Source organism: Suipraeoptans intestinalis (assembly GCF_034091795.1).
Classification (GTDB): domain Bacteria; phylum Bacillota; class Clostridia; order Lachnospirales; family Lachnospiraceae; genus Suipraeoptans; species Suipraeoptans intestinalis.
In genome coordinates, this window is the sequence record NZ_JAXFXH010000014.1 from 43,274 (window position 1) to 56,437 (window position 13,164).

Annotated in this window: 10 protein-coding genes; all 10 read right to left on the reverse strand. The window is 48.8% G+C overall.

Going from position 1 to position 13,164, the window contains the following annotated elements:
• Nucleotides 1-20 precede the first annotated feature (20 nt).
• Entirely contained in the window at nucleotides 21-1,277 is a 1,257-nt protein-coding gene (gene hisS / locus SOW26_RS04815; RefSeq protein ID WP_276960294.1) for a histidine--tRNA ligase, read from the reverse strand.
• Nucleotides 1,274-2,698: a coproporphyrinogen dehydrogenase HemZ gene (gene hemZ, locus SOW26_RS04820; RefSeq protein ID WP_320651986.1), complete on the reverse strand. Its 1,425-nt coding sequence runs from the start codon at nucleotides 2,696-2,698 to the stop codon at nucleotides 1,274-1,276. The genes hisS and hemZ overlap by 4 nt, the downstream gene beginning before the upstream one ends.
• The gene (locus SOW26_RS04825; protein ID WP_320651987.1) at nucleotides 2,679-3,332 is read right to left on the reverse strand and encodes an MBL fold metallo-hydrolase; all 654 of its coding nucleotides are present in this window, start codon (nucleotides 3,330-3,332) and stop codon (nucleotides 2,679-2,681) included. The genes hemZ and SOW26_RS04825 overlap by 20 nt, the downstream gene beginning before the upstream one ends.
• A gap of 5 nt (nucleotides 3,333-3,337) precedes the next feature.
• Nucleotides 3,338-5,683, reverse strand: a complete 2,346-nt coding sequence (locus tag SOW26_RS04830) for a RelA/SpoT family protein (RefSeq protein ID WP_154478416.1) — start codon at nucleotides 5,681-5,683, stop codon at nucleotides 3,338-3,340.
• A gap of 26 nt (nucleotides 5,684-5,709) precedes the next feature.
• The gene (locus tag SOW26_RS04835) at nucleotides 5,710-6,234 is read right to left on the reverse strand and encodes an adenine phosphoribosyltransferase (protein WP_154478414.1); all 525 of its coding nucleotides are present in this window, start codon (nucleotides 6,232-6,234) and stop codon (nucleotides 5,710-5,712) included.
• A gap of 136 nt (nucleotides 6,235-6,370) precedes the next feature.
• Complete coding sequence (gene recJ / locus SOW26_RS04840) at nucleotides 6,371-8,140, reverse strand: single-stranded-DNA-specific exonuclease RecJ (protein WP_320651988.1); 1,770 nt, start codon at nucleotides 8,138-8,140, stop codon at nucleotides 6,371-6,373.
• Nucleotides 8,141-8,389: 249 nt separating this feature from the next.
• Nucleotides 8,390-8,803, reverse strand: a complete 414-nt coding sequence (locus SOW26_RS04845; protein ID WP_154478410.1) for a hypothetical protein — start codon at nucleotides 8,801-8,803, stop codon at nucleotides 8,390-8,392.
• 336 nt (nucleotides 8,804-9,139) lie between these two features.
• The gene (gene secD / locus SOW26_RS04850; protein ID WP_320651989.1) at nucleotides 9,140-11,380 is read right to left on the reverse strand and encodes a protein translocase subunit SecD; all 2,241 of its coding nucleotides are present in this window, start codon (nucleotides 11,378-11,380) and stop codon (nucleotides 9,140-9,142) included.
• A 21-nt stretch (nucleotides 11,381-11,401) separates the two neighbouring features.
• Complete coding sequence (gene scfB, locus SOW26_RS04855) at nucleotides 11,402-12,790, reverse strand: thioether cross-link-forming SCIFF peptide maturase (protein ID WP_320652009.1); 1,389 nt, start codon at nucleotides 12,788-12,790, stop codon at nucleotides 11,402-11,404.
• Between the two features lie 134 nt (nucleotides 12,791-12,924).
• A complete protein-coding gene (gene scfA / locus SOW26_RS04860; protein ID WP_154478406.1) occupies nucleotides 12,925-13,068 on the reverse strand; it encodes a six-cysteine ranthipeptide SCIFF in 144 nt (47 codons plus the stop codon).
• Nucleotides 13,069-13,164 lie beyond the last annotated feature (96 nt).

The following is a 13,164-nucleotide window of genomic DNA, read 5'->3' on the forward strand; positions in this document are numbered from 1 at the left end:
CTTTTATCCTTACCCTCTTCTCAGATAGAATCCACATAAAAATCAGTGATCTCCTCGTATCCTTCTGCCTGCAGCTGTTCTTTCTGAAACCTCTTATTTTTCTTCATGTATGTCACCAGAACCTGATGCCCGCTTCTTCTTTCCGCAGCAGCCCGCTCCAGCATCTTCTGCACCTGCGCACCTGACAGCTTCTTTTCCAGAAGATATGCTTTTTTCGCTTTATGATGCGGGATTCGATACCCTCGTTCCAAAAGAAGCATAACGATCCGTTCAAATCCAATGGAAAACCCGCATGCCGGAACATCCTGCCCGGTAAACTTCCCGATCATCCTGTCATATCGGCCGCCTCCTGCAACAGAGCCTCCAAAACCATTCATGCGGATCTCAAAAATCGTTCCGGTGTAATAAGACTGTCCCCGTACCATGGTAGGATCAAAACAAATCGAAAAGTCTGCCGACTTTGCTTTGTCAACACTTTCCATGATCTGCTCCAGTCCCTCTGCCGTCTCTGTTTTCAGATGGTCTCCCAGAGTGTCTTTCAGATACCGGATCCCTGACACATCCGGACTGACGGTGTCAAAAAGATCCAGGTAGGTGGCGATGTTGGTCCGGGCATATCCCATCTGCGCCAGTTCTTCCGCTACTTTTTCTTTTCCGATCTTGTCCAGCTTGTCCAGAATGATAAACACCTCGTCGTAATCCTTTTCCTGGAATCCGCTGTAGGAGGCCATGGCTTTTAAGATGTTTCGGTCATTGATACACACGGTAAAGCCGGAAAAATCCAGTTTTCCCAACAGCTCCGTCGTAGCGAGGATCAACTCGATCTCCGCCAGATTTCCTGCTTCTCCCAGAATGTCAATGTCACACTGGACGAATTGACGGAATCTTCCTTTCTGGGGATGGTCTGCCCGCCATACCGGACCGATCTGCATGGCCCTAAAGGGAGACGGCAGTTCACTGACATGGTTAGAATAATACCTTGCCAACGGAACCGTCAGGTCATACCGAAGCCCTCCGTCCACTACGTCTATTTCTTCCTGCGCTTCCCGGATCTTCAGCTTTTTTCCTCTTTTTAAAATCTTGAAGATCAGCTTCTCATTGTCTCCCCCCTGCTTGCTGCACAGGTTTTCAATATGCTCCACACAGGGAGTTTCCATGGAGGAAAACCCGTAGGTTTTATAGGTTTCTTTTACCAGTCCGAGCACATGATCCCGGATCTCCATTTCCTCCGGAAGTATATCCTTCATACCTGTTATCGGCTTTTTCTTCAACGTCATAACCACTCTTCCTTTCTTGCCAGCATCTCCTCCACACGATCCATATAGACGTCGATCGCTTTGCTGTTTTCTATACGGATCAGATTCGTCATTTTCCCTTTTTGCTCCACCGCTTCCTTCAGCAGGATCTTGGTGGAAGCACCGGCTCCCGCCGCCACGATAGACTGCTTTTCTTCCATAATTAGTATATTGTATATTCCCGCTTTGTCAACCTTTGCATATCCTACGTTTTCAAAGTTTCCCGCGATATTTTTCTGCCGGTAGAGATAATAGGGATGCAGCCCCATGAACCGGGCCGCCTCTGCCGAGATCCTCGTCATTTCCTCCATTTTCCTGGCAAACGCCTCTTCTCCGGCTCCAAAATCCTGAACGGAAAGTTTTGCCGCCCGCTTGATGGCCAGCGCATGAACGGTCAGGCTGTCCGATCCCAGTCGCTCCACCTGCCGCATGGTATCTGCCACATCTTTTGGCTCCTCTCCCGGAAGTCCCAGGATCAGATCCATGTTGATATTATCAAAGCCCTCTTCTCTTGCCTGTAAGAAAGCTTCCTCTACCTGTCTGACGGTATGGCGTCTGCCTACCAGATCCAGGGTCCTTTGCTGCATGGTCTGCGGATTGATGGAAATCCGTGTTACCGGATGTTCTTTTAATAGCTTCAGTTTTTCTCCCGTAATACTGTCCGGTCTTCCTGCTTCCACCGTATATTCCAGCAGAAACTCCTGGGAGAACTGCCGGTCTATCACCTCCAGAAGCCTTTTCAGCTGACGGGCATGCAGGGCGGTGGGGGTTCCGCCTCCGATATAAATGGTATTCAGCCGTTTTTCCTTACAGGCCCGCCCCAGAAATTCCAGTTCCCTGCACAGGGCATCCAGATAGGCGTCCGACCGGGATTCCCACGTTTCCCAGGTTCCCGACCCAAAAGAACAATAGCTGCACACGGTAGGACAAAAAGGAATCCCCACATACAGGCTGTACCCTTTTTGGGTATCCAGTTTTTCCAGGATTTTTGCTTCTCTTTCGGAGATCTCCCAGGCCAGCCTCCCTTTTTCTTCACCAACCCGATGGGTCTCGTAAAACCATCTCAGAAACTCCTCTTTTTCCATCCCTTCTTCCATTTTTTTCATGGCAAGTTTGGTAGGACGAACGCCGGAAAGCTTGCCCCAGGCCAGCTTTTTCCCCTTGTAGTCCGAAAGTGCGTCGTACAGCTTCCGCTCCATTCTCTGCTTATATTCCCGATCCGATTCCCCTGTTCGGATGTCCTCCGAAAGAAGAAGGATCTCTTTGCCGTCTGCCCATACGCCCACATAATGAGAGGCTTCCTCCTCCACCCGGCATTGAAGCTTTGCCGATGGGAAAAAAGCCTGCACCATATGATAGGCATGATAGACACTCATCTCCCTCTTACAAATGATCGATATCATGCACATCCCTCAATTTACAGTATGGATTGTTCCGTTTCTCATGGCCGATGGTCGTCTCTCCCATATGCCCCGGATAGACCAGTACCTCATCCGGCAGTACAAACAGCTTTTCCCGGATAGCATCCAGCAAAGCCTGGGGATCACTTTCCGGAAAATCCGCTCTTCCTATCGAATTCTGAAACAGGGTGTCTCCGCTGAACAGGATCTGTTCTGACTCCACGTAGTAGCAGCAGCCTCCCGGCGTATGTCCCGGCGTGTGGATCATGCGGAAGATACAGCCTGCCAGTTCCAGCTCCTGGCCATCCCGCAAAAAGGTTGCGCCTTCAAAAGAATATCCCTTCGTATAAGTCAGGGAAAGATTTTTCCGGGGAGCAGACAGGATCTCCTTTTCTGCCTCGCAGGCATATACCGGTACCGGATATTCCCGGAGAAATCCCTCGATCCCCATGGTATGATCAAAGTGGCCATGTGTCAGAAGGATCGCCTCTACCTGCAGCCCTTCGGTTTTCATATGCTCCATCAAATAAGAAGGACACGCTGCCGGATCGATCACCACCGTCTTTTTCGTCTCCTCGCAAATCGCCAGATAGCAGTTTGTGCTTAAGATCCCTGTTGCAAAACGTTCTACTTTCATCTCTTCTATCCTGTCGTCCTTTCTATGTCGATCACGCCCTCAATCTGCCGGAATTTCTGGATAAGTCGGGACAACTCCTCCCTTCCATTGACAATAAAGCCTGTCTCAATGGTAGCCGTTCCTTTCTTGCTGGTGCGGACGTTCAGGGATTTCACGTCTACCTCTGCTTCTGTAAAGATCTTGGACATCTCCATCAGAAGTCCCTGCCTGTCCTGTGCATACATCTTGATCTCCGCCAGATATCTGCCTCCTGCTTTTTCTACCACATCCGTCTCCCACTCTGCATCGATCAGCCGGTTCCGTTCGGCCTCTGTCAGGTGGATCATGTTGACGCAGTCCGTCCTGTGGATGGAAAGACCTCTTCCCCGTGTTACAAACCCCACGATCTCATCTCCCGGAACGGGGTTACAGCATCTGGAAAAACGAACCGCCATATCATCGATCCCCTTCACCACGATACCGCTCTTGGATTTGGCAATGTGTACTTTATTTTTGGCTGCCTCTGCCACTCTCTCCAGTACTACCTCGTCTGTCAGCTCCTGCTTGTGGTCTTTGTTGTATTCTTCCACCAGACGGTTGACGATCTGGCCTTCCTTCAAGCCGCCATGCCCCACTGCCGCCAGTACTGCCTCCCAGTCTTTAAATCCGTACTTGTTCTGAACGACAGCCTGGTACTTGGGGATCATCACCTGTGGCATGCTTACCGCCTTTGCCTTGCAGTAGGCGGCTATCATCTCTTTCCCCTTTACGATGTTGCCTTCTTTGAACTCCTTTTTAAACCACTGGTTGATCTTGTTCTTGGCCTGGGTGCTTTTTACGATCCCCAGCCAGTCCCGACTGGGTCCTCTGGAGTTTTGCGAGGTCAGGATCTCGATCCTGTCCCCATTCTGTATTTTATAGTCAATATGTACCAGCTTGCCATTGACCCTGGCTCCTACCATTTTGTTACCCACCGCACTGTGGATCGCATAGGCAAAATCAATGGGCGTAGAGCCATTGGGCAGGTTTTTTACATCACCCTGTGGGGTAAAGCAGTACACATCCTCCGCAAACAGATCCAGGTCTCCCTTGATCAGATTCAAAAATTCCCGGTTGTCTGACATGTCTCTTTGCCATTCCAGGATCTGTCTGAGCCAGCTTAGCTTTTCTTCTTCCTGACTTCCCACATTCTTCTTTCCGTCGCCGGATTCTTTATATTTCCAGTGGGCTGCGATTCCGTACTCCGCCGTTTTGTGCATCTCCTGTGTCCGGATCTGGATCTCAAAGGGTTGTCCCACCGAACTCATCAAGGTGGTATGCAAAGACTGGTACATGTTTTGCTTCGGCATCGCCACATAATCTTTAAACCGCCCCGGTACCGGCGTATACATCTCATGGATGACCCCCAGCGCCGCATAGCAGTCCTTTACAGAATCCACAATGATCCGAACGGCAAACAGGTCATAGATCTGATCCACCGTTTTATCCTGGTTGACCATTTTCTTGTAGATGCTGAAAAAGTGCTTGACCCTTCCTTTGACTTCCGCCCGGATCCCTGCCCGCTCCATGTGGGCAGACACTTCTTTTACGATCTGCTGGACAAATTCTTCCCTTTGCGTCTTTCTGGCATTGATCTGCTGCACCAGATCAAAAAAGGTTTCCGGCTGAGAATACTTCAAGGCCAGATCATCCAGCTCCGTTTTGATCTTGGAAATACCCAGACGCTGCGCGATCGGCGCATAGATGTCCATGGTCTCCTTGGCCTTTTCCTTTTGCTTTTCTGGCGTCATAAACTGAAGTGTCCGCATATTATGCAGGCGGTCCGCCAGCTTGATGATAATGACGCGAATATCTTTCGCCATGGCCAGAAACATCTTCCGCAGATTTTCTGCCTGGACCTCCAGCTTGTCCGACGAGTAGGACAGCTGTCCCAGCTTGGTAACGCCGTTGACCAGAAGCTCTACTTCCTCTCCAAATTCCCTGCGAACAAACTCTTCATCAATGTGGGTATCTTCCACCACATCATGAAGCATTCCTGCTACGATCGTTTCCTTATCCATCTCCAGGTTGGCCAGGATGATGGCTACCCACAGCGGATGAACGATATAAGGCTCTCCGGATTTTCTGTATTGGTCTCCGTGAGCCTCTCTGGCAATCCGATATGCCTTTTCGATCATGGATACATCCGTGGACGGATGGTATCTGCGGATGCGGGAAATCAGGATTCTAAAAAGCGCGTCCGGATCCTCGTAAGCCTCCTTTGCCTTTACCGCATGGCCGTCTACCTGCTCCAGCCCCAGCAGACTGTCGGGACTTAGTAAGTCTGCTGCGATCCTGTCGTCTATTGCCTCGTATGTAGTTATCTCTGACATTACCAATCCCTCCTTTCTGCTTTTCTCTATTTTCCCGGATAGATCAGAACAGAATCCACATCATAGCCCTGAAGCCGGTCTCTTCCCTTCAGTCCTGCAAGTTCCATCAAAAATACCGTTTTTACCACGATCCCTCCCAGACCTTCGATCAGGGAGATCATCGCCTCATTGGTTCCTCCCGTGGCCATCAGGTCGTCAATAATCACGACTCTTTGCCCTTTCTGAATGGCGTCCCGGTGGATCTCCAGCTCTGCCGTCCCGTACTCCAGATCATACTGAATGGAAACGGTCTCTCTTGGCAGTTTTCCCTTTTTTCTGATGGGAATAAACGGTTTGTGCAGGTTGTACGCAATGGGAACACCAAAAATAAACCCTCTTGATTCGGGTCCCACGATCAGATCAAATTCTATTCCCGCCAGCTTTTCCTGCATCAGATCCACTGCCAGACGAAGTCCGTCTGCATCCTGCAGAACACTGGTAACGTCCCTGAATATAATTCCCGGCTCCGGAAAATCCGGAATACTTTTTACATATGCTTCTATCGGCTTCATTTCCTGTCCTCTTTTCCAATTGAAATACATTTTTCAGTATAGCATTTTTTTCCTTGATTTTCAAACAATTCTGTCATTTCTGTTTCGTTTCTGTTTCGTTTCCGCCCTGTTTTCTCTCTCCTTGCGGTAGCGTTTCTTATTCCGGATCTCTGATCCTGAAATGCGTGATTACGATCTGGGGCTGCATCCTGCCTCCGTAGGCATTGATCTGGGGATAGAAAGTCAGATCTACCTTCATGGTTCCCTGGCCGGCAAACAGTACTTCTTCTGCCTGCTCCCCGTATTTTTCTTCTGCTTCCTTCAAAAATACTTCCGTCCTGGAAAAGCAGAGTCCATCTATCCAGGTATTCCTCTGATCCGCCAGCATCAGCTTCAGAACATTTTTCTGCTTTCCAAGAAGCCTTGCCCCCATGACCCGCACATTCCGCACTCCGAATACCGGTTTTTGGTTCCCCTGTCCAAAGGGCTCCAGCAGGGACAGCTCCCTGACAAACGTCTCTGTCACTTCTGAAAAGGGAAGTTCCATGTCGATGCATACTTTTTCTGCCAGATCTTCCTGTGTCAGCCCGCTGGTGTTCTCCAGTCTGTTTTCAAACGCCTTCAGCTTGTCTTCCTCCAGAGAGAACCCGGCGGCTCCTTTGTGTCCTCCGAAACGGATCAGAAGATCCTTGCAAAGAGACAGCCTTTCGTACATGGGATAAGCGGGAATGGATCGACCCGAACCCTTTAGCCCTTCTTTTCCCTTGGTCACCACGTAGGCCGGACGGTGGTATCTCTCCCGGATCCTGCCTGCTACAATGCCTGCCAGACTCTCGTGACAATCCGGCAGATACGATACCAGCACCTTCTCCTGCCTCTCCTTTTTGGCCTCTATCCTCTCGGTTGCCTCTCTGACAGCCGCCTCCGTCATGGCTTTTCGCTCTTCATTTAACTCTGCCAGTTCTTCCGCCAACTCTCCGGCTCTTTCTTCCTCCTCTGCCAGAAGCAGTTCCAGCGTCTTTTTGGCCGTGCGAAGCCTTCCTCCTGCATTCAGGCAGGGGCCGATCACATACCCGATGGTGTAGCTGCTGATTCTATCCTGCTCTATCTCTTTTTTCCGAAACAGCGCCTGAAGTCCCGGATTCTTCGTATGTTTCAGCCTGCTCAGCCCCTCTTTTGTCAGGATCCGGTTCTCTCCTTGCAGCTCCATCACATCTCCCACTGTCGCAATGGCCACATTTTCCAGCAGATCCTCCAGTACCCTCCTGTCTGCCCCTGTCGCTTTATACAGGACTTCCAGCAGCTTGTACGCCACCCCTGCCCCGCAGAGCCCGGAAAACGGATACGTTTCGTCTTCTCTTTTGGGATCCACTACAACGTCTGCCGGAGGCAGGCGGTACTGTTTTTCTCCTGCCTGTTCCTCATAAGGGATTTCATGGTGATCCGTTACGATCACGGTCATCCCCTGTTCCTTCGCATACCGGATCTCTTTTTCTGCCGCGATTCCATTGTCGCAGGTAATAATGGTATCTATCCCATCCTTCAGAGCCCTGTCAATGAGATCCCTGCTGATGCCGTAGCCGTCTGTCATTCTGTCCGGAATATCACTATCCACCTTTGCTCCCAGGAAGGAGCAGCCTTTTAGTAGGATATAGGTGGCATTGACTCCATCTATGTCATAATCCCCAATGATCCGTATCCTGGCTCCCTGCTCTATCTTTTCCTGCAGGAGCGACACCGCTTCTTTCATTCCCTTCATCTGCGCTCCGTCATGCAGATACTTTTTATCCGGAAACAGATACGCCTCCATCTCTTCTTCCGTAACATCTCTGTTGCGGATCAGGGCTGCCAGCCTGGGACTGATGCCAAACTTTTCTCCCAGCTTCTGGAAATCCCCTCCTTTTCTTACCAACACCCAGTTTTCCATCTTATTTCCCCTCCATCCTCTCGTTGGTGGCACCACTGGTGACAAAAGTATCCACCACCGATTTTGTTCTATCATTCTATTTTTCCATTAAAATACCGACCTTCAATCGTTAAATTTGGGTTCTAACTTCTGAGGGTCGGTGCAGTCACTGGCCTTTATGATTCTAGCTCATTTCTAAGTCATACTAAAAACATACACGCTTCATTGATTTACTATTTCATCAATTCTAACTACGATATTCAAAATATTTTATGATTCTTTTTTAGATATATATTCTAACATTGATTGCAGAAAAACATACATTATAACACATATAACAATAATATAATTTATATGAAAACTTGATAATCCAATACCGTTTTCTATCTTAACATTATAGAAAATAAACTCGACCACTGACATAACTATTAATAATCGCCCAGTAACTCTAACCTTTTTAGTTAATGCTTGAATATTCATATTTTTAAAAACATCATTAATCTTCACCATATTATACGCTATAAAAAACAGCAAAACACAAAATATTGAATTATATGCGGAACAAAACGCTTGAACTAAATTTTTGCTTATACAGCCTTTTATAAAACCAAATAAACCAACAAAAGAAAAACACAATAACAAAACCAACATAGCACACACAACCCATTTAACAACTTTTTTCATAATGTAACCTCCTAACCTTTATAAGTGTATTATTTAATGCCAATAATACCAACAACTAGATTCAACAGTCTTAGAATAAATACAGGTCTTGACACGAAACCAAATCAACTAAATATTAATGAGATTGTAGCATATAATGCTCTAATAAGCAATGAAGTCACCACAACAAACCCCCATCAAAAGAATCCTATCTGATAAGATTATGCAGATAAATGAGGACTTGATAAAGGGTAACGTATAGCCTTCTTTATTGCAATATCTGCCTACTCTTTCAAAAAGGGCGCTCCTTGTCCTGTTACGACATAGAGGCGCCCTTTTCCTTCTTCTTTTTCTGTTCTATTTATTTTTGGCTTTCTTTTCCTTCATCACATACCACAGCGCTCCGGTAATGCATACGGAAGAGTATGCTCCGCAGATGATTCCTACCATGAGAGGCAGTGCAAATTCCCGGATAGAGCTTACGCCCATAACATAAAGGACTGCCACCATCACAAAGGTGGTAAGAGAAGTGTAGATACTTCTGGTCAGTGTCTGGGTAATGCTCTTGTTTACCAGTTCTTTCAGGTCGGTAGACCGGGTACGGTACCGCAGTTCCTCACGGATACGGTCAAAGATAACGATGGTGGCATTGATGGAGTATCCCACGATCGTCAGGATACACGCAATAAACGTATTTCCCACCGATACCCGCGCAATTGCGTAAAAGGCCAGCACCACCAGCACGTCATGCACCAGGGCGGCAACGGCACTGGTCGCAAACCGGATATCCTTAAACCGGAACCAGATATAGATCAGCATAAAGATCGTGGCGATCACAACTGCCACCACTGCGTCCTGACGCATCTCCTTACTCACCGTCGAGCTGATATTTTCTGCCGTGATCTTCTCGGCATCTACTTTAAAATTCTCTGCCAGCGCCTGGTTCAGTGCTTCTCTCTTCTCCAGGTTCAGAGTAACTGTCTTAATGATCACCTGATTGGTCCCGGCTACTTTCTGTGTCTGGACGTTGGCGTCTCCTGTGACTTTTTCTACGACAGGAACGATCTTGCTGTCGATCTCCTCGATTGAGTAGTCCTTATCAAAGGTTACATTGGTGGAGGTTCCGCCTTCAAATTCCAGACTGTATGCAAAAGCGCCCTTTCCGCCGGTGCCGTTGATTCCCATGAATACAAATCCCGCCAGGATCATCGCTACGGAAATTCCGAAAAACACCTTTCTTCTGGAAAGGAAATCGATGGTTCCTCTCTCTTTTCTTTCCTTGTAATACAGGGAAGTCTTGCCACAGCCCACTGCATAAAAGGCGAAGATGATGATCCTTGTGATCACAAGGGCTGTAAACATGGATACGACGATACCGATAGCCAGCGTCTGGGCAAAGCCTTTCACTGTACCGGATCCCTTAAACCAGAGAACCGCAGCGGCTACCAGCGTGGTAACATTTCCATCCACAATGGCGGACATTGCCTTCTGGAATCCGGTCTTCAGTGCGTTTCTCACACTTTTTCCCCGGTTCAGCTCTTCTCTGACTCTGGCAAAGATGATGACGTTGGCATCCACTGCCATACCGATGCTCAGGATGATACCTGCGATACCCGGAAGGGTCAGGGTCACGTCAAAAGCATTCAGCGCCAGAAGCACCAGTTCCGTATAGATCAGAAGCGCCAGACTGGATGCAAGCCCGGGCAGATAGTAAACTACGATCATAAAAATGAAGACGATGGCAAGACCGATGGCTCCCGCCGTCAGACTGGTGCTGATAGCCTTTTCTCCCAGCTGAGCCCCTACCACGTTAGAACGCAGCTCCTTCAGTTCCAGCTTCAGTCCTCCGATACGGATGGTGGAAGCAAGGGCAGACGCCTCTTCGTAATCTTTCATACCGGAGATCTCCGCCTCTCCTGCTGTGATCTCCTGCTGCACTCTCGGCACGCTGACAAATTTCCCGTCATAATAGATCCCAATGCTCTGGCCGGCTTCGTATGCCTTCTTGGTCGCCTGGGCAAATTTCTCCGTTCCTTCTTTTGTGAATACCAGCGACACCACATGCTTCTTCTGCTTGGTCGTCTCGTCCTCTCTCGTGTTGGGAGAGGCGCTTTTCACATCGCTTCCTCCCAGTACGATGCTGCCGTCCGCCTTCAGCTCCTCAATGGTTCTGGTCAGCACATACTCTCCCTTGCTCTGGTCATAGGTATAATTCTCCTTGCCGTCTGCACCTGTCTGGGAAATAAAATACAAAGCTCCCGGCTGTCCCAGTTCTTCCAGGATCTTGTTGGCGTCGGACACGCCCGGGATCTCAATGTTGATCCTGTCGTCTCCCTCCTGGTATACACTGGCCTCCGTACTATACTGCTCTACCCTCTTCTGAAGCTTGTAGATGGTATCACTCATCTCTTCACTGCTTGGGTTTTTATCCTTCACCTGATACGTGATGCTGACGCCTCCTGCCAGATCCAGTCCAAGCTTGATATTTTTCATTGCTCCGGTCCGGTCTTTTCCGATCCCCACCAGAGAAGCAAATCCCAGAAGTCCTATGATTACTACCGTAAGAATAAGACTGATGATGCCTTTTTGTTTACTCATCTTTCCTTCCTCTCTTCCCCTTTATTCTTCTGCAAGTGCCGCCTTTATCATGATGGCACACTCCACACGTTTTCTCTGCATCTCACAGCCGATATCGTAGGTATCATGGATCGTCCCGTGAAAATGCTCCGAATTGGCCATACAGCCGCCGCTGCAGTAAAACTTCGCAAAACAGCTCCTGCATTTCTCCTTGGAATAGACGCTGCATCCCCGGAATTCATCGGCAATCTCCGGCCGTTTGATCCCATCGTTGACATTTCCCATCCGAAACGCATCCTGCCCCACAAACTGATGGCAGGGATAGAGGTCGCCCCACGGGGTCACTGCAAGATATTCCGTCCCTGAGCCGCATCCTGAAAGTCGTTTTGACACACACGGCCCACCGTCTAAGTCTATCATAAAATGAAAGAAATTAAAACCATTTCCTTCCTTTTCCCTTCGGATCATTTCCTTTGCCAACCGGTCGTATTCCTCCATGATCTGTTCCAGATCCTCCGCTCGAATCGCGTAGTCATCCGTTTCTTCTCCTACCACCGGTTCCACGGATACCTGCTGAAATCCCAGGTCTGCAAAGTGGAGCACATCTTTGGAAAAATCCAAATTGTTGCGGGTAAAGGTTCCCCGGATGTAGTATTTTTCCTGTCCTCTGCTGTCTGCCAGTCTCTGAAATTTGGGGACGATCCGGTCATAGCTTCCCTGCCCTCCGCGGAAAGGGCGCATCCTGTCGTTCACTTCTTTTCTTCCGTCCAGGCTAAGGACCACATTGTCCATCTCCCGGTTGACAAACTCCTGTACCTCATCATTTAGTAGGACCCCGTTGGTGGTCAGGGTAAACCGGAACCTTTTTCCGGCTTCCTTCTCCCGCTCTCTTCCATAGGCTACTAGATCCTTTACCACCTGCCAGTTCATCAGAGGTTCTCCGCCGAAGAAATCCACCTCCAGGTTTCTTCGGTTTCCCGAATGGGCAATGAGGAAATCCAGAGCCTTTTTCCCGGTCTCCAGATCCATCAGGGCTCTTCTTCCGTGATATTCCCCCTCTTCGGCAAAGCAATATCTGCACGCCAGGTTGCAGTCATGGGCTACATGAAGGCAAAGAGCCTTGACAACCGTCTTTCTCTGTTTTACCGCATCGATCATCCCTTCATAGATGTCTTCCGTAAACAGCTGTCCCGCCTCCGCCAGGCCACTGATATCTTTCAGTATTTCTTCCAGTTCTTCTGCCGAAACCGTCCGGCTGACCTGCTTTCTCAGATCCTCTCTGTCGCAGGCCCGAATCGCCTCGCCGGTGGTCAGTCTGTTTCTGTCCAGGTAGGCGATCACATCATAACATGCCTCGTCTACCACATGGACAGCTCCGCTGTACACGTCCAGCACAATATTGTATCCGTTATTTTTATATTGATGAATCAAGGTCTGATACCCCTTTCTACTGCCATACATAAATGTTCTGCCTTCCTCTGCCGCCGACGGGAGACTTTTGGAAAGCGACGCAAAAACAGCGACCCTCGGATCGCCGTTTCAAACTACTTTCTTACAAGCAGCGACTATTTTTTTTGCTCGCACACTTGGTTTCCTACCGTACAGGACGTCTTGCACGCTGACTGGCAAGATGTCTGGCATTCTCCGCATCCGCCTTTTTTCACCGTCTGGTTCAGGGTCTGCGTATTCAATGTCTTGATATGTTTCATGACCATCTCTCCTCCTTACCTCTTCAACTCCGGTTATTATAGCATTTCACAGTCGCTTACGCAATCCTTTCCTTTACAATTTGTAATCTTGTAATC

Bases quoted from the DNA above. Each gene is read 5' to 3' on its own strand.
- SOW26_RS04835 (WP_154478414.1), bottom strand. From the start codon at position 6,234: ATGAAGCCGATAGAAGCATATGTAAAAAGTATTCCGGATTTTCCGGAG.
- scfA (WP_154478406.1), bottom strand. From the start codon at position 13,068: ATGAAACATATCAAGACATTGAATACGCAGACCCTGAACCAGACGGTG.
- SOW26_RS04830 (WP_154478416.1), bottom strand. From the start codon at position 5,683: ATGTCAGAGATAACTACATACGAGGCAATAGACGACAGGATCGCAGCA.
- SOW26_RS04825 (WP_320651987.1), bottom strand. From the start codon at position 3,332: ATGAAAGTAGAACGTTTTGCAACAGGGATCTTAAGCACAAACTGCTAT.
- hisS (WP_276960294.1), bottom strand. From the start codon at position 1,277: ATGACGTTGAAGAAAAAGCCGATAACAGGTATGAAGGATATACTTCCG.
- SOW26_RS04845 (WP_154478410.1), bottom strand. From the start codon at position 8,803: ATGAAAAAAGTTGTTAAATGGGTTGTGTGTGCTATGTTGGTTTTGTTA.
- secD (WP_320651989.1), bottom strand. From the start codon at position 11,380: ATGAGTAAACAAAAAGGCATCATCAGTCTTATTCTTACGGTAGTAATC.
- recJ (WP_320651988.1), bottom strand. From the start codon at position 8,140: ATGGAAAACTGGGTGTTGGTAAGAAAAGGAGGGGATTTCCAGAAGCTG.
- hemZ (WP_320651986.1), bottom strand. From the start codon at position 2,698: ATGATATCGATCATTTGTAAGAGGGAGATGAGTGTCTATCATGCCTAT.